17 protein-coding genes are annotated in these 16,138 nt (G+C 75.1%); 4 read left to right on the top strand and 13 right to left on the bottom strand.

The window, feature by feature from the left end; genetic code table 11:
* The first annotated feature begins 41 nt into the window (after positions 1-41).
* Together ACF1GV_RS38350 and ACF1GV_RS38345 are read left to right on the top strand one after the other, a co-directional pair.
* The gene (locus ACF1GV_RS38350) at positions 42-938 is read left to right on the top strand and encodes a polysaccharide pyruvyl transferase family protein (RefSeq protein WP_391690871.1); all 897 of its coding nucleotides are present in this window, start codon (positions 42-44) and stop codon (positions 936-938) included.
* A 102-nt stretch (positions 939-1,040) separates the two neighbouring features.
* Positions 1,041-1,349, top strand: a complete 309-nt coding sequence (locus tag ACF1GV_RS38345) for a DUF3040 domain-containing protein (RefSeq protein ID WP_391690868.1) — start codon at positions 1,041-1,043, stop codon at positions 1,347-1,349.
* A gap of 77 nt (positions 1,350-1,426) precedes the next feature.
* Here ACF1GV_RS38345 and ACF1GV_RS38340 read toward each other — a convergent pair whose 3' ends face one another.
* From ACF1GV_RS38340 to ACF1GV_RS38285, 12 genes are all read right to left on the bottom strand, one after another.
* Positions 1,427-2,323 carry a glycosyltransferase family 2 protein gene (locus tag ACF1GV_RS38340; RefSeq protein ID WP_391690866.1) on the bottom strand — a complete coding sequence of 299 codons (897 nt, stop codon included), beginning with the start codon at positions 2,321-2,323 and terminating at the stop codon, positions 1,427-1,429.
* Positions 2,320-3,183: a glycosyltransferase family 2 protein gene (locus ACF1GV_RS38335; RefSeq protein WP_391690862.1), complete on the bottom strand. Its 864-nt coding sequence runs from the start codon at positions 3,181-3,183 to the stop codon at positions 2,320-2,322. The genes ACF1GV_RS38340 and ACF1GV_RS38335 overlap by 4 nt, the downstream gene beginning before the upstream one ends.
* Positions 3,180-4,127, bottom strand: a complete 948-nt coding sequence (locus tag ACF1GV_RS38330; RefSeq protein ID WP_391690859.1) for a glycosyltransferase family 9 protein — start codon at positions 4,125-4,127, stop codon at positions 3,180-3,182. Before ACF1GV_RS38330 ends, ACF1GV_RS38335 begins: the two co-directional genes overlap by 4 nt.
* A complete protein-coding gene (gene rfaE2, locus ACF1GV_RS38325; RefSeq protein ID WP_391690856.1) occupies positions 4,124-5,542 on the bottom strand; it encodes a D-glycero-beta-D-manno-heptose 1-phosphate adenylyltransferase in 1,419 nt (472 codons plus the stop codon). The genes ACF1GV_RS38330 and rfaE2 overlap by 4 nt, the downstream gene beginning before the upstream one ends.
* A 4-nt stretch (positions 5,543-5,546) precedes the next feature.
* Positions 5,547-6,137 (bottom strand): SIS domain-containing protein, encoded by a 591-nt coding sequence (locus ACF1GV_RS38320; protein ID WP_363262092.1) that lies wholly within the window; start codon positions 6,135-6,137, stop codon positions 5,547-5,549.
* Between the two features lie 98 nt (positions 6,138-6,235).
* Positions 6,236-7,456: a glycosyltransferase gene (locus tag ACF1GV_RS38315; RefSeq protein ID WP_391690853.1), complete on the bottom strand. Its 1,221-nt coding sequence runs from the start codon at positions 7,454-7,456 to the stop codon at positions 6,236-6,238.
* Complete coding sequence (locus tag ACF1GV_RS38310; protein WP_391690850.1) at positions 7,453-8,385, bottom strand: glycosyltransferase; 933 nt, start codon at positions 8,383-8,385, stop codon at positions 7,453-7,455. The genes ACF1GV_RS38315 and ACF1GV_RS38310 overlap by 4 nt, the downstream gene beginning before the upstream one ends.
* Positions 8,382-9,368, bottom strand: a complete 987-nt coding sequence (locus ACF1GV_RS38305) for a glycosyltransferase family 9 protein (RefSeq protein ID WP_391690848.1) — start codon at positions 9,366-9,368, stop codon at positions 8,382-8,384. Before ACF1GV_RS38305 ends, ACF1GV_RS38310 begins: the two co-directional genes overlap by 4 nt.
* On the bottom strand, positions 9,365-9,946 hold the full coding sequence (locus ACF1GV_RS38300) for a D-glycero-alpha-D-manno-heptose-1,7-bisphosphate 7-phosphatase (protein ID WP_391690845.1): 582 nt from the start codon (positions 9,944-9,946) through the stop codon (positions 9,365-9,367). Before ACF1GV_RS38300 ends, ACF1GV_RS38305 begins: the two co-directional genes overlap by 4 nt.
* On the bottom strand, positions 9,943-10,947 hold the full coding sequence (locus ACF1GV_RS38295) for a glycosyltransferase family 2 protein (protein WP_391690842.1): 1,005 nt from the start codon (positions 10,945-10,947) through the stop codon (positions 9,943-9,945). The genes ACF1GV_RS38300 and ACF1GV_RS38295 overlap by 4 nt, the downstream gene beginning before the upstream one ends.
* On the bottom strand, positions 10,944-12,593 hold the full coding sequence (locus tag ACF1GV_RS38290) for a carbamoyltransferase (protein WP_391690840.1): 1,650 nt from the start codon (positions 12,591-12,593) through the stop codon (positions 10,944-10,946). Before ACF1GV_RS38290 ends, ACF1GV_RS38295 begins: the two co-directional genes overlap by 4 nt.
* Positions 12,594-12,742: 149 nt before the next feature.
* Positions 12,743-13,705 carry an NAD-dependent epimerase/dehydratase family protein gene (locus ACF1GV_RS38285; RefSeq protein WP_391690837.1) on the bottom strand — a complete coding sequence of 321 codons (963 nt, stop codon included), beginning with the start codon at positions 13,703-13,705 and terminating at the stop codon, positions 12,743-12,745.
* Between the two features lie 130 nt (positions 13,706-13,835).
* Between ACF1GV_RS38285 and ACF1GV_RS38280 the strand changes: the two genes are divergently transcribed.
* The gene (locus ACF1GV_RS38280) at positions 13,836-14,627 is read left to right on the top strand and encodes a polysaccharide deacetylase family protein (protein WP_391690834.1); all 792 of its coding nucleotides are present in this window, start codon (positions 13,836-13,838) and stop codon (positions 14,625-14,627) included.
* Positions 14,628-14,716: 89 nt separating this feature from the next.
* A complete protein-coding gene (locus tag ACF1GV_RS38275; RefSeq protein ID WP_391690831.1) occupies positions 14,717-15,160 on the top strand; it encodes an SRPBCC family protein in 444 nt (147 codons plus the stop codon).
* A gap of 24 nt (positions 15,161-15,184) precedes the next feature.
* Here the strand turns inward: ACF1GV_RS38275 and ACF1GV_RS38270 are convergent, their stop codons facing one another.
* Positions 15,185-15,859, bottom strand: a complete 675-nt coding sequence (locus ACF1GV_RS38270; protein WP_391690828.1) for a hypothetical protein — start codon at positions 15,857-15,859, stop codon at positions 15,185-15,187.
* Positions 15,860-16,138 lie beyond the last annotated feature (279 nt).

The raw sequence follows: 16,138 nt of genomic DNA, 5'->3' as shown, positions 1-16,138 counted from the left end.
ACTCGCATGACCGCGGCGCTCCCGGGGCACTCGGGGCCACTGTGCGAGGACGGATTCTGCTGACGGGGTGGTTCACCTTCCGGGACGGGGAGGCGACCGCCGGTGACGTGCTGGCACTGGACCGGGTGCGCGCCGTGCTGGACCGGGAACGGCTGCCGTACGACGTCGTATGGAGCCCGGGGTTCCGGGCCGATGCCCTGCACCTGGACGACGTACGCACCGAGGACTACACGCATCTGGTGTTCGTGTGCGGGCCGCTGCACGGTCCCCAGGTCGAGGACCTGCACCGGCGGTTCGCGCACTGCGCGCGGATCGCCGTCGGCACGTCCGTGATCGACCCGGGCAGCCGGGCCGTCACCGGTTTCCACCAGGTGCTGGCGCGGGACGCGCCGGGCGCCGAGCCGTCCCTGGACCTGGCCGCCCGCGCCCCCGCGCCGCCCGCCCGGCCGGTGGCCGGCGTGATCCTCACCCACGGGCAGCACGAGTACGGCGGGCAGCGGCGGCACGCCGAGGTCGCCGAGGCGGTCACGGGGTGGCTGTCCGGGCGGGACTGCGCGCGGCTGGAGCTGGAGACCCGGCTGGACTCCCACGACTGGCGGCTGTGCGCGACGGCCGCCCAGTTCGAGGCGGTGCTGGCCCGCCTGGACCTCGTCGTCACGGACCGGCTGCACGGTCTGGTGCTGGCGCTGCGCGCCGGGACGCCGGCGCTGGCGATCGACCCGGTGGCGGGCGGCGCCAAAGTGACGGCACAGGCGCGGGCCTGCGGCTGGCCCGCGCTGCTGCCGGCCGACCGGCTGGACGGTGACGGGCTCGGCCGCTGGTGGCAGTGGTGCCTGGGCGAGGGCCGCGAACGGGCCGGGCACATCACGGCCGGCTTCCGCGCGGCGGACGGCGCGGACGTGTTGCCGGACGCTCTGCGGGTCGCTGCGGCCGGTTAGCCCGTACGGCGGGCGGGGCACCCGCGAAGGACATCCCCTCCGGCATTTCCCCTGGGGGCACCCCCGTAGAAGGCCCCTCCCGACGTTTCCCCTGGAGGCACCGTGTCGATCGGCCGACTCCCCGACCACGAACAACGGATACTGGACGACCTGGAGCGCGACCTGCGACGCGACCGCCGGCTCATGCGACGGCTGCGCACGCTCGAGCGGCCGCGGAGGTCGTGGCCGGCCCGGCTGGCCGCCCATCGGCCGCATCCGCTGACCGTCGCCGCGCTGCTCGCGGTGGCCGTCGGGCTGATGGTGACCGGCATCAGCACCTCCCATCCCGCGGCGATCTGGGCGTTCGCCTTCGTCTGGCCGGTGACGCTGTTCGCGGTGTTCCGGCTGCTGTGCCGGTGGAGCGAGCCATGAGAACGCCCGGGTGGGCATGAGGTGGGAGCGGGGCGGCCGCCCCGCTCCTGCCTGTGCACTCGGGGGTGGCGGTGCGCTCAGCCGACGTAGCGCCGCGCCTTCGACTGCCGCTGTGCGTCCTCCAGCAGCCGCATCCGCGCCTCGACGTCCGCGGGCAGCACCCGCCGCTCGCGCAGGACCCACGGCAGCGCGGCCGCGGCCTCGGCGAAGGCCCGCAGCGACACCGTGTCGCGGGGGACCGTGCGCGCGAGGTGGACGGTGCGGCGCAGCGCGGGGCGGGCCGGCCGGCGCAGCCAGGTGAACCACAGGGTGTTGCGGATGCCGTGCGCCCGGCGCAGGGTGGCGTCCCGCGCAGGGGACGGCTGGTGATGGATCGTCAGATGGTCGGCGTACGTCAGCCACCAGCCGTTCGCGGCCAGGTCGGCGGCGAGCAGCTCCTCCTCGCCGCCGAGCCACAGCCGCGGATGGAAGCCGCCGGCGGCGCGGAAGGCCTCGGTGCGCAGCACGGTCGCGGCGGCCAGGAAGGAGCCGAGTGCCGGTCCGGGCAGCCAGCGAGGGGCGGGCACGGGCGAGTTGCGCAGTTCCTCGGTGATCGGGTCGTCGGTGGAGCCGGGTTCGACGAGGATGCGTGCGGTGACGGTGGCGAGCGAGGGGTACCGGTCGAGCAGGTCGGCGGCGCCGGACAGCGCGCCGGGCGACCACCAGGAGTCGTCGTCGCAGAACGCCACGTACGGGGTGCGGACCTCTCGCACCGCGAGGTTGCGCCCGATGGCGCCGAAATTACGGCCGGGCCGCAGCAGCCGTACCTGCGGATGCTTCTTTGCGACGGCGTCGGGGGTGCCGTCGGCGGAGGCGTTGTCGACGACGATCACCGGTGGCTTCTCGGGGAGTTCGGCCAGATGGCCGAGGGTGCGCAGGAGTTCGTCGCGCCGGTTGTGGGTGATGACGACGACGGTGGCGCGCGGGTCGGTCATGGCTGGGCTCCGTCCAGTGTGCGGGCGGCGCGCTCCAGGTGGGGCGGCAGGGGGCGGCGGGCGCGCAGGGCGGCCGGCAGACGGGTCAGGGTCTCGCGCAGGGCCTGCCGGGCGACGGGGTCATGGCGTGCCTCGGCCGCCAGGTCACGGGTGCGGGCCAGGGCCTGCGGCAGGGGGCGGCGCAGCCAGGCGGTGAGGACGTCGTTGCGGCGCTGGGCGGCCGGACGGCCGGGGCGCGGCGACGCCGGGTCGGGGTGGTGGTGGGCGACGACGTCCGGGCAGTGGGTGACGCCCCAGCCGCGCGCGGCGAGGTCGTAGGCGAGCACGGTCTCCTCGCCCCCGAAGAACAGCACCGGGTGGAAGCCGCCCGCGTCGAGGTAGGCGCTGCGGCGCACCACGCCGGCGCAGGCGAGGAAGCCGAGTACCTGGACGCCGGGCAGGTCGATGGCGGGTCCGAGCGGGGAGCGGGCGAGGACGTCGTTGAGCGGGTCCTCCTCCTCGCCGGGGCCGACGAGGGTGCGTGCCGAGATCAGGCCGAGCCGGGGATGGGCGTCCAGCAGCTTCGCGGCGAGTTCCAGGGAGCCCGCCTCCCACCAGGAGTCGTCGTCGCTGAAGGCGATGTACGGCGTGTTCAGCGCGCGTACCCCTTCGGTGCGGGCGAGCGCGCCCCGGTTCTCGGTCAGCGTGAGTACCCGGACCTGCGGGAAGTCGCGGGCGATCAGGGCGCGGGTGTGGTCGCGGGAGGCGTTGTCCACGACGAGGATCTCGGGCCGCTCGGGCAGTGCGGTGAGATGGCGCAGGGCGCCGGCCAGGCGGTCGGCGCGGTCGCGGGTGGCGATGACGATGCCGAGGTCACTCATGACGGCAGCCGGTCGTAGGCGTGCAGGACGTCGTCGGGGGTGATTCGCAGCAGCGCCGGGTCGGGCCGGCTCCCGTGCGGGTCACCCTGCTGCGGGCCGGGGCGCCAGAGCACCTGGTGGCGCGGGTCGTCCGGCGGTCCCCAGCAACTGGGCGCGACGGGGCCGAACAGGGTCACCGAGCGGGTGGCGTGGGCGACGGCGAGGTGCGCGATGCCGGTGTCGCCGCTGATCACGGCGCGGGCGCCGGCGACCAGGGCGGACAGGCGGGCGAAGGGCAGGCCGCCGCCGAAGGTGTCGGTGTCGGGCAGCCGGGCCGCTTTGGCGAGCCGGGCGACGAGGTCCTCCTCGCCCTCTCCCCCGGTGACCACGACCCGCAGTCCGCGCTCGCGCAGAGCGGTCGCGACGGCGGCGTACCGCTCGATGGGCCAGCAGCGCGACGGTGCCCCGGCGCCCGGGTGCAGTACGACGGCGTCCGGCGCCGGGGACGGTCCGGGCGGTGCGGGCAGCCGCAGGTCCGCGGGGTCGGCTGCGACGCCGTAGTACTCCACGAAGCGGCACCAGCGGTCCCGCTCGTGTTCCTCCGCCCACCACGGCGGCCCGTCGATCTCCGGGGTGCCGGGGTGTGCGAAGGCCCACAGCCGGCGCGGGTGCAGCGTCTGGAGGAGGCGGTGGCTGGGCGGCCCGTTGCCGTGCAGGTCGACGGCGAGGTCGGGCGGCGGCCCGGTCCAGTCGATGTGCCGCGGTACGGCGCGGCCGGGCGCGGCGGCGGGCAGCAGCCGGTCGACGGCTCCCGTGGCGTCGGCGACCGGGGTCAGCCCGGCGGGCGCGGCGAGGATCAGCTCGTGGCCGGGGAAGCCGCGGCGCAGGGCGCGCAGCGCCGGCACCCCGGCCAGCAGGTCGCCCAGGCCCAGGGCGCGCAGGACGAGCAGCCGGGGCCGGGTCACCGGGCGCCCTCCGCAGCGCGGGCGATCAGCGCGGTGGAGGAGCGGCCGTCGAGGTAGGGCAGCAGGACGGCCTGTCCGCCCCACTCCCGCAGCAGCGCCGCCTCGGGCAGGTCGGCGCCGGTGTAGTCGCCGCCCTTGACCCATACGTCGGGGCGCAGTTCGGCGAGCAGCCGCTCGGGGGTGTCCTCGTCGAACACGGCGACCGCGTCGACGCAGCCCAGGGCGCGCAGGACGCGGACCCGGTCGGCGAGGGGGTTGACCGGGCGGCCGTCGCCCTTGCGGCGGCGCACGGAGTCGTCGGAGTTGACGCACACCACCAGGCAGTCGCCGATGCGCCGGGCGGCCTGGAGCAGGCCGACGTGCCCGGCGTGCAGCAGGTCGAAGCAGCCACCGGCGGCGACGACGGTCCCGCCAAAGGCGCGGACGCGGGCGGCCACGGCGAAGGGGTCGCCGGACGCGCCGTCACCGCAGGGCGCACTGGGAGCGGCCGGTGCCGCCGTCCGGCCGGGGGCCGGAGGGGGGAACGCGGCGGCACCGCCGGACCCGACGAAGGCCGTCGCCGCGGCGACGGCGCCCTGGAGCGCCTCGCCCACCAGGGACCCGTCGGCGAGCAGTCCGGCCGCCGTGGCGGCGAAGCGGTCACCGGCGCCGCACGGGTCGCCCTCGTGGGCGGCGGGCGCGGGCACGAGCAGCGGGTGGTCGCCGTAGGACAGCAGTGCGCCGCGCACGCCGAGGGTGACGGAGACGGCGCCGACCCGCCAGTGCCGTACGAGCGCGGCGGCCTGCCCGGCGGCCTGCCTCAGCTCTCCGCCCGGCGTGTCCGCCCCGGCGTCCGTCTGCCGGGCGAAGGCCTCCGCCTCGGAGCGGGCCGGGGTGACGAGCCGGGTGCCCGGCACCGGCGGGCCGCCGCGCGGGTGCGGGTCCCAGACCAGCGGGGGGCGTTCGGTCAGCACGTCCCGCAGGGCGTCCGCCGCGCCGCGGCCGTAGTCGGACACCAGCACGGCCGGGGCCGCGCCCAGCGCGGCGCGGGCCTCCTCGGTGGCCGCGCGGGCCCGTCCGTCGCCGCGGTCCAGGCGGACCACGGGGCGGCCGCGGGCCAGCACACGGGTCTTCTCCGACAGTGCTCCGGTCAGCGGCAGCGGGATCAACTCCACGCGCCCGTCGAGGAGTTCGCGCAGCCGCCCGCTCGCCGGGTCGTCTCCGAGGCCGGTGATCAGGGTGACGGGCCGGCCGTCGGCGGCCGCGAGGTACGCGGCGAGCGCGGCGCCGCCGGGGCGGACGCGTTCCTCACAGCCGGCGACGACCGGCACCGGCGCGTCGGGGGCGAGGCGGTCGGCGCTGCCGGTCAGGTCGCGGTCGAGCAGGGCGTCGCCGACCACGACGAGGGGGGCCTTGGAAGAGCCGTGCGTCGTCATCCGGTCACCTCCCGTGGATGCGCTCCACTGCCGCGTCGAACGCCTGGCAGATCATGTGGACGGCGACCAGGTGGAGTTCCTGCACGGTCGCCGTGGTGGCGGCGGGCACGCACAGCGCCTCGTCGCTGCCCGCCATCAGCGGGTTGGGCGCCGCCCCGGTCAGGGCCCACACGCTCAGCCCGGCCTCGCGGCCCGCGTCGGCGGCGGACAGCAGGTTGGCGCTGGCGCCGGACGTGGACAGCAGCATCAGCACGTCGCCGGGGCGGCCGTGCGCGCGGACCTGGCGGGCGAACACCTCGTCGACGCCGTAGTCGTTGGCGATGGCGGTGGTGGCGGAGGTGTCGGCGTGCAGGGCGATCGCGGAGAACGGCGGCCGGTCGTCGCGGTAGCGGCCGACCAGTTCGGCGGTCAGGTGCTGGGCCTGGGCGGCGCTGCCGCCGTTGCCCGCGGCGAGCAGCCGTCCGCCGCCGCCGAGCACCTTGGCGAGCTGTTCGCCCCACCGCTCGGTGAGGTAGGAGCGTTCCCTGAACTGGCCGAGCGCGTCGAGGAGTTCGTCGCAGTGGGCCGCCACCGGCGACGGTGCGTGGGTGCTCATGCCGCCACCTTTCGCGGGTGCGTGGGCGCTCGTGCCGTCACTTTTCCTGGTTGCGGGGGCACTGGTGCCGCCGCCCTTCGTGTGTGCGGGGGCACTCATCACGCCACCTCCGTGCGCAGGCCGCGTCCGACGGCGACCTGGCGGTAGACCTGTTCGACGCCGTCCGCGACCCGGTGCCAGGTGTAGCGGGCGAGGACGCGTTCACGCGCCGTCTCGCCCATACGGCGGCGCAGTTCGCCGTCGCCGAGGAGGTCCCGTACGGCCTCGGCGACCGCCCACGCGTCCCCGGCCGGCACCCGGCGTCCGGTGACGCCGTCGGCGACGGTGTCCTTGTGGCCGCCGACGTCGGTGGCGACGACCGGCACGCCGCACGCCATGGCCTCCAGTGGCACGATGCCGAACGGCTCGTACACCGGCGTGCACAGCACCAGGTCGGCGCTGCCCATGACGGCGGGCATGTGCGCGGGGTCGACGGCGCCGAGCAGCCGCACCCGGTCGGCGACTCCGGCCCGTTCGGCGAACTTCAGCAGTCGTTCGGCCTCCGGGTCGGTCTCCAGCAGACCGGGCGGCGGGCCGCCGGCGATGAGCAGTTCGGTGTCGGGGATGCGGGTCAGGGCGCGGATCGCTCTGTCGTAGCCCTTGCGGCGCACGAGCCGGCCGCAGGACAGGATCCGGTGCCGCTGCTCGCGCGGCGGCACATGACGGCGGTCGCGGGCCCCGGGGTGGAAGTGGTCCGCGTCCACGCCGCACGGCACCACGGACACCCGTTGCGGGGAGACGCCCATGTCGGCGAGTTCGTACACCTCGTCGGTGCAGGTGGCCAGAACGCGGCCGCAGGTGAGGCCCAACTGCCGCTCGATGCCGACGCGTTCGAAGGGGCTGGTGTCGCGGCGGCCCTGGTGGCGCCGCTTGACGGTGCCCAGGGCGTGGTAGGTCTGTACGACGGGGATGCCGTGGGGGTGAGCGCCGATGCGGGCGGCCATGCCGGACATCCAGAAGTGGGCGTGCACCGTGTCCGGTCGCTCGCGCTGCCAGGCCCGCGCCAGGTGGGCGCCGAAGCCGGGCATGTACGGGAACAGCTCGTCCTTGGGGACGGGCCGGGGCGGCCCGGCCGGCACGTGCTCGACGACGGTGCCGCCGGGCATGGTCACCCGGTCGGGCAGGTCGGTGGAGTCGCGCCGGGTGTAGACGGTGACGTCGTGTCCGCGGCTCGCCAGTTCCTCGCTGAGACGGGCCACATACACGTTCTGGCCACCGGCGTCCACCCCGCCGAGTACCGCGAGGGGGCTCGCGTGCTCGGACACCATGGCGATCCTCATCGGGTCACCTCCTTCAGCAGCCGCTCCCAGTCGTCCAGGAAGCGGGTCAGCCCGTAGCGGGCGAGCGCCGCGGCGCGGGCGCCCTCGCCGACGGCGCGGGCGTGCAGCGGGTCGGCGACGAAGTCCCGTACGGCGTCTTTCAGTACGTCGATGCGGTTGGAGACCACCCCGGCGCCTTCGGGCACCGCCTCGGTCACTTCTGTGGTGGCGAGCGCCACGACGGGCATCCCCAGGTGCATCGCTTCCAGCAGGGACAGGCCGAGGGAGGTCCAGCGGACCGGGTGGAGGTAGAGCCGGCGGCGGGCCATCTGCGCGTGCAGCTCGCGCTGCGGCAGGTCGAAGGTCCGGATGCCGGGCAGGGACAGCCGGTCGGTCTTCATGCCGAAGACGTCCAGCGCGGCGGCCTCGGCGAAGAACGGCAGCAGGTCCGTGCCGGTGGTGCGGCCGCGCCGTACGGGCTCGTTGACGACGACGGCGGCATGCGGCACCTCGCCGGTCCACAGCGGGCCGGGGTCGACGATGCCGTGTTCGACGACGGCGGTCGGGGCCTGGCCGTTGTCCCACATCAGCCGGTTGAAGTGGGTGACGTGCACGATCGGGATCGCCGACTGGTCCGCCATCGGGTGCCGGGTGTCGGGGATGTCGCCGTGCGGGGCGTTGTGCTCCAGGTAGACCATCGGCGGGCGGTGGCCCAGCCACTCGTCCACGAGGGCCAGTTCATGGGGGCGTTGCAGGACGACGAGGTCGATCTGTTCCTCGCGCAGGCGCTCGGGCGGCACTTCGAGCACGCTGTCGGGCCAGTCGAAGGTGCGGGCGCGGCCGAGGCCGTCGGGGCCGCGGTCGGGGGTGACCGGGACGAGGTAGGTGTGCGGGCCCTGGACGAAGGACGTCGTCCAGGAGCCGTGCACGTGCCAGATCAGGATCCTCATGCCTGCATCACCTTCTCCACTGCGGCGACCACGTCGTGGGCGGACACGGACTGAAGGCACGGGTGGCCGGGGACGGGACACGTGCGGGCCCGGCTTCCGGCGCAGGGCGCGCTCTGGTCGCCGAGCAGCACGTACGGCACGCCGTAGGGGCGCCAGCGCTCGGCCGGTACGACGGGGGCGAACAGGGAGACGACGGGGGTGCCGACGGCGGCGGCGAGATGGGCGGGCCCGGTGTTGCCGGTGACGACGGCGGCGGCGCGGGCGAGGACGCCGGCCAGCTCCCGGGCGCCGGTACGGCCGCCGAGGTCCAGCGCCGTGTCTCCGGCGACGCGCGCGGTCAGCTCCCGCTCGCCGCGCCCGCCGGTGACGACGACGCGGTGTCCGGCGGTGGTCAGCTCGCGCACGGCCTCGGCGCAGCGGCCGGGGCTCCAGGCGCGGGCGGGGACGCTGGCACCGGGGTGCAGGACGACGTACGGCTGGTCGCCGGTCAGTTCGCCGGTGTCGGGCGGGGGCAGGACGGCGAGGTGTCCGTCGTCGACCCGCGGAAAGCCCGCGGCCTCGGCGAGGTCGAGAGCGGCCTCCGCCTCGTGGGCGTGCTCGGCGCGCTGGTGGCGTACGTCGAGCAGGGAGCCGGGGTAGTCCACGCTGTCGGCGGCGACGCGCCGCACCCCGGCCAGGCGCAGCACGAGCGCGGTGGGCAGCGGCGACTGGTGGAAGGAGGTCAGGATGAGCCCGGTGTCGGCGTCGAGGGCTTCGGTGAGCGCGTCGATCTCGGTGCGGCGGACGGGCGGCGGGTCGAACCCGGCCCAGGGGGCGTTCCAGACGACGACCTCGTCGACGCCGGGCAGCATGCGGGCGGCGGGCTCGCCGAGCGGCCCGCACAGCAGGGTGACGTGGTCGGCGCGGGCGGCGACGGCACGGATCGCGGGCCCGGCGAGCAGGACGTCGCCGAAGCTGTCGAGGCGGGTGACGACAGCTCTCATCGCGCCTCCCGGTAGGCGTCGGCGACGGGCCGCTCGTCGGCCAGGACATGGCCGTGGGGCGGGCCGTCGAGGAGGGCGCGGACGGCGGTGTGAAGGTTGGGCGCCACGTGCTCGGCGCTCGCCGTCTCCTCGGGGCGGGTCACCGGCGTGGGGACGAGGATGCCGTGGGCGCCGGCCCGGCGGGCGGCCTCGACGTCGGCGCCGATGTCGCCGATGACGGCGAGCCGGCCGGGGGGCGTGCACAGCCGTCCGGCGGCCCACAGGATCATCCCGGGCTGCGGCTTGCGGCAGTGGCAGCCGTCGTCGGGGCCGTGCGGGCAGATCGCGAACACGTCGAACGGGCCGAGCAGTTCGTCGACGCGCTCGTTGACGCGGCGTACGTCGGCCTCGGAGATCAGGCCGCGGGCAACGCCGGACTGGTTGGTGACGACGCCGGTGGCGATGCCGTGGGCGCGCAGCAGCTCGACGGCCTCGCGGGCGCCGGGCATCGGGCGCACACGGTCGGGGTCCCCGTTGTAGGGCACGTCCTCGACGAGGGTGCCGTCGCGGTCGAAGAGCACCGCGCGGATCGCCGTCACAGCGCCACCTCCCGCCAGGGCGCGGCCCCGCGGTGCCGTACCAGGCCGTTCAGCCAGTGCCAGGTGGCCGCGGGCGGGATGAGCACGCTGGTGGCGAGCATGGTGTCGACCTCGTGCCGGGTGCGCGGTCCGGGCGCGATGCGTGCCCAGGCGAACTCGGCGGTGCCGGCCGCCCAGCCCAGCGCGGCGAGGACGGCGGCCTGCCGGTGCCCGGTGAGCGCACAGCCGACGGCGGTCAGCCCGGCAGCGGTGGTGGCGATGTGGCCGCGGATACGGCCGCGCGGGGCGAGGGCCCGGTGCCACCAGTCGGGGCCGTGCAGGTAGCGCATGAGGGCGTCGTCGGCGTTGCCGCGCTGCGCGCGCAGGGACACCCAGCGGTCGGCGGGCCGCACCGGGTGCCGGGTGGTGCGCCGGCCCTGGCGGATGCGCCAGCCGGCGTCCAGCACGCGCAGGGCGAGGTCGGCGTCCTCGCGGAAGGCGCGCTGGAAGCGTTCGTCGAAGCCGCCGAGCTGCTTGAGGGTCTCGGTGCGGTAGGCCATGTCGGCGGTGATCCAGCGGGCCTGCGCCAGGCCGGCCGTGGCGCGTTCCCAGTCGGTGGGCCGCCGGTGCCCGGGCAGGGGCACGGCGATGACGCCCTGTACCGCGCCGGTGTCCGGGGTGGCCTCCTGAAGGTCCTGCACGAGCTGGTCGCACCAGTGCGGGCCGACCTGGACGTCGTCGTCGAGGAAGGCCACCCAGGGCGCGGTGACGGCCTGGGTGCCGGTGTTGCGGGCGGCGGCCGGGCCGCGTCCGCCGCTGGTGACGACGAGGGTGCGCTCGCGCAGGTCGCCGAGGACGCTGAGCGGGTGGTCCAGCGCCTCGGGGTCCGGGTCGGGGCCGGGCCGGTCGTCCACGACGACGATCTCGTCGGGGCGCGGCCCGGTGGCGGCGGCGAGCGCGGCCAGGCAGTCGGCCAGCGTGTCGCGCACCAGGGTGGGGATCACCACGGCGTATGCGGTCATGCGCCGTGTCCCTTCGCGTAGGCCCGGCCCCGGCGCACCGCGTACGGTCCGATCGCCAGCAGGTCCACGGGGGCGGAGCCGAAGCACTCCAGGGCGTCGCGCGGGTCGTCGACCATGGGCCGGCCGGCCGTGTTGAGGCTGGTGTTGACGACGACGGGAAGTCCGGTTCGGCGCTCGAACGCAGCAAGCATGCGGGCGACGAGCGGTTCGGAGCGCTCCTCGACGGTCTGGATGCGGGCGGTGCCGTCGACGTGGACGACGGCGGGGATGCGGTCGCGCCAGGCGGGGTGCACGTCGTGCACGAAGAGCATGTACGGGCTGGGCAGCGGCCCGTCGAACAGGTCGGCGGCGCGTTCGGCGCGCACCATGGGCGCGACCGGGCGGAACTCCTCGCGGCCCTTGACGTGGTTCAGCCGCTCGAGGTTCTCCTCGCGGCCGGGGTGGGCCATCAGCGAGCGGTGGCCGAGGGCGCGCGGGCCGTACTCGCTGCGGCCCTGGAACCAGGCGACGATGCCGTCGCGGGCGAGTTCCTCGGCGACCGCCTCGGCGATGTCGTCGGGGCGCTCGTAGGGCACGCCGGCCGTCTCCAGCCAGGCGCGCAGCTCCTCGTCGCTCCAGCCGCGGCCCAGGTCGGCGCCGGGCATGGGCTCGGTGTCCTCGGCCTGCGCGGCCAGGAAGAGAGCACCGCCGAGCGCGGTGCCGGCGTCACCGGCGGCGGGCTGCACCCATACGTGCCGGAAGGGACCCCGCCGGGCGATCGTGGAGTTGGCGACGCAGTTGAGGGCGACGCCGCCGGCCATGGTGAGGGCCTCGCCGCCGGCCTCGCGGTGCAGCCAGTGCACCAGCTCCAGCAGGGTCTCCTCCAGGGCGGCCTGGGCGCTGGCGGCCAGGTCGGCGTGGTCCTGCGTCCACGGCTCGCCCTTGCCGCGGGCGGGGGCGAAGGCGGCCCAGTCGACGCCGTGGGCCCGGAAGCCGCCGTCGCCGGTGGCGTGGACATGCTGCCGGAGCCGGTCGAGGAAGCGGGGCTTGCCGTAGGAGGCGAGCGCCATGACCTTGAACTCGTCGCTGGAGCGCAGGAAGCCCAGGTGCTCGGTCAGCTCCTCGTAGACCAGGCCGAGGGAGTCGGGCAGGGCCTGGGTGTGCAGGGTGTCGAGCTTGCCGTCGTCGAAGCGTCCGGCCAGGTGGGAGGCAGATTCGCCGCGGCCGTCCAGGACCAGGACGGCGCTGTCGGGGTGCGGTGAGGCGGGCCCGGCGGAGGCGGCGTGCGCCACGTGGTGCGGGACGAAGACGACCCGTTCGGGGTCCAGGCCGGGCAGTGCCTCGGCGAGGAACTCCGGGGCGCGGCGGGCGTACTCCAGGCGCAGCGGGTCCCACGGGTCGTTCAGGCCCATGTCGGCGGCGGGCCGGGCAAGCTTCGGGTCGAAGGAGTACGTGACGGCGTCGAGCTCCTCCGGCCGCAGCCCGGCGTGGTCCAGGCACCAGCGCGACGACAGTTCGGGCAGTTCCCAGGCGGAGAACGGCAGGGGCCGCTTGCCGTGCTTGCGGCGGCTGAAACGCTCTTCCTCGGCGGCGGCGACGGTGCGTCCGTCCACGACCAGAGCGGCGGCCGGGTCATGGAACAGGGCATTGATTCCAAGGATGCGCATGGGGCTTGCTCCGTCCCGGGAGGCGGTCGGGGGCTCTGGGCTGAGCGGGTGCCGCGGTGCAGCTGTCTCAAACACATGAAGACGACTACAGCGCCCAAACAGTGATTTTTCACCCCACATAAGGACAAAATGACCCTCTAGCGAAGGGCTCAGGCGGCCACGGACCGCGAGAACCAGCCGATCGTCCGCTTCAGACCCTCGGTCCAGTCGACCTGGGGCTGCCAGCCCAGCAGCTCGCGGGCGAGCCGGGTGTCGGGGCGGCGGCGGCAGGGGTCGTCGACGGGGCGCTCGACGAAGCGGACCCGGGAGGCGGAGCCGGTGAGGTCGATGATCCGGCGGGCCAGCTCCAGCATGGTGATCTCGTCGGCGCCACCGATGTTGACGGGGCCGGCCTCGCCCGAGGCGGCCAGGGCGAGGATGCCGGTGACGGTGTCGTCGACGTAGCACAGCGAGCGGGTCTGACCGCCGTCGCCGGCCACGGTGAGGGGCATCCCGTCCAGGGCCTGCGCGATGAAGGTGGGCACGGCGCGGCCGTCGCCGGTGCGCATGCGGGGGCCGTAGGTGTTGAAGATCCGCACGACGGCGGTGTCGGTGCCGTGGACGCCGCGATGGGCGGTGACCAGGGCCTCGGCGAAGCGCTTGGACTCGTCGTAGACGCTGCGCGGCCCGTTGGGGTTGACGTTGCCCCAGTAGGTCTCGCGCTGGGGGTGCTCCAGCGGGTCGCCGTAGACCTCGGAGGTGGAGGCGAGCAGGAAGCGGGCGCCGTCGGCGTGGGCCCGCTCCAGGGCGAGGCGGGTGCCGGTGGAGCCGACCTCGAGGGTCTCCAGGGGCAGCCGCAGATAGTCGGCCGGGGAGGCCGGGCAGGCGAAGTGCAGCACCAGGTCGAAACGGCCGGGCAGGGCCTGCCACACGGCCGGGTCGGTGGCGTCGCCGCGGACGAAGCGGAAGCCGGGGCGGGTGTTCAGATCCGCCACGTTGGCCCGGGAGCCGGTGGCGAGATTGTCCAGGCAGACGACGTCGCAGCCGCCGTCCAGCAGCCGCCCGCACAGATGGGACCCGACGAATCCGGCTCCGCCGGTGACCAGCACCCGGCGCCAGGGGTATGCGCTCACGGGGCTCTCCTCACTCTCGCTTCACTTGCGTGTCCGCGCGAGTAACCGGTGAGCAGCGTCACATTCATGGAATCGGGTAGCGATCGATGGGCTATACACTCTGCGTATACACGCTATGTATAGTCGCTCCATGCCTTCACTGAGCAGGAAGACGACAAGAACGGGGACCGCGTTCCGCGGCGCGGCGATCCTTTCGGCCGCCGCCGCCGTGACGCTGGCGCTGAGCGGGTGCACCCGCCTGGACACCACCGCGCCGAGCGACGCCCGCGCCCACCCGGCGGCCACCGTCCAGGCGGCCCGCTACGGCACCGTGGACTGCCGGCAGGCCAAGTGCATCGCGCTCACCTTCGACGCCGGGCCCAGCGAGAACTCCGCGCGGCTGCTGGACATCCTGAAGCAGAAGCAGGTGCCGGCGACGTTCTTCCTGCTCGGCGAGCGGCACATCACGAAGTACCCGGAGCTGGTCAAGCGGATGGCGGCCGAGGGGCACGAGGTGGCCAGCCACACCTGGGACCACAAGATACTGACCGAGATCGAGCCGGACGAGATACGTGAGGAACTCAAGCGCCCCAACGACGCGATAGAGAAGCTCACCGGGCACAGGCCGACGCTGATGCGTCCGCCGCAGGGCCGCACCAACGACACGGTGAACAAGATCTCCAAGGAGATGGGCCTCGCGGAGGTCCTGTGGAGCGTCACCGCGAAGGACTACACGACGAACGACTCCGCGCTCATCCAGAAGCGCGTGCTCGACCAGGCGTCCCGGGACGGCATCATCCTGCTGCACGACATCTACCCGGGCACCGTGCCCGCGGTCCCCGGCATCATCGACGCCCTCAAGGAACGCGGCTACGTCTTCGTGACGGTGCCGCAGCTCCTCGCCCCGGGGAAGGCGGAGCCGGGAGAGGTGTACCGGCCCTGAGGCCACGCGGCGGAGCGCACCCGGACGCGAAAGGGTGAGCGGGCCGGCGGGCGCGCCGCTGAACCGGCCGCATTCCCTAGGATCCCGGCGTGGTCCACTTCCGACTCGAACGTACGGTGCCGCTCCCCCAGCCGGAGGTGTGGCGCCGCCTCACGAACTGGCCCCGGCACGGCGCCGCGGTGCCGCTGACCCGGGTCGTCGTGGTCCCCGCCGGGCCGACCCGGCAGGGCACGGTGGTCGTGGCCCGCACGGGGCTCGGCCCGCTCGGCTTCGCCGACCCGATGGAGGTCACGGCCTGGCAGCCGCCGACGGACGACGGACCCGGCCTGTGCCGCCTGGAGAAACGCGGCCGCGTCGTCCTCGGCTGGGCGGAGCTGGAGACACACCCGGGCCCCGGGGGCCGTACCCGGGTGGTGTGGCGGGAGGAACTGCGCGTGCGCTTCCTGCCCGCGCCGGCCGACCCCCTCCTGCGCACGGCGTCCCGCACGGTCTTCGGCCGCGCGCTGAACCACCTGCTCGCAACGCCGGGCTGACCGCGGGGCGCACCCGAAGGGGGCTTACGCCGTCCCGTCCCGCGGCTGGGCGGCCGCAGTCTCCAGTTTGTCCTGGCGGTCCCGGTCGCCGTCGGTGCGGGTGCTGAGGATCGTGTCGCAGACCTCGCGGAGCTTGTCCGTGGCCTGTTTGGAGAACAGCCCGCACAGGCCGGCGATCCCGGCGAAGCCGTACGGGTTGGTGGCCGCGGGGCCCGAGCTGCCTGTGAACAGGCCGCCGCGCAGCAGGAAGTACACCAGCAGCGCGAGCGCGACCCCGATGCCCGCCCGCAGCAGGTACCACCACAGCCAGCTGGCATACAGCCGCCGGTTGCCGACGTACGTGGCGAACGACGTGGCCGCGTGCACGAAACTGCCCAGCGCGCTGCAGCAGACGACCGCGAGCAGCATCGCCGTGTCGGCGGTGAGCGCCCAGCCGCTGAGCCCGAACGGCGACCACCGCGCCGTGGCGCCCGGCGCCGCGCCCGCCCGGACGACGCCGAGCAGCGCCGGCCACAGGCTGAGCAACGCCCCGCACACCACGACGAGGTCGGTCAGCAGGAAGACGCCCAGGACCGTGGTCGCCCAGGCCGGCATCCGGCGCATCCGGCCCGGTCCCCGCGCCTCACCGTCCGGTTCGTGCCCGGCCGCCCCCGGCTGGTCCGCCGTACGCGGTCCGACCACGCCCACTTTCTCCGGCACCCGCTCCCCCGCCCCTCCGGCTACAGATGGCTCACCTTGCAGGTCAAGCGGCGCGGTGCGCAAGTTCGGTGACGGGCGTTCAGGCCAACGAACCGATCGCCGCCCGCGCCGGGGCGAAGCCCATCGCGGCGACGGCATCCTCGTCGCCAACGAGAAGCGGGGGGGGGGGGGGGGGGGCGGGCGGGGGGGGGGGGGGGGGGGCCCGGCGGGGGGGGGGGGGGGGGGGGGCCCCCGCGCACGCCGCAAGCGGCTGGTGGGGGGGGAGGAGAGTAAACGTCG

This window comes from Streptomyces sp. NPDC014006, from assembly GCF_043088925.1.
Taxonomy (GTDB): Bacteria; Actinomycetota; Actinomycetes; order Streptomycetales; family Streptomycetaceae; genus Streptomyces.
This window is presented reverse-complemented; position numbering and strand designations above follow the sequence as displayed.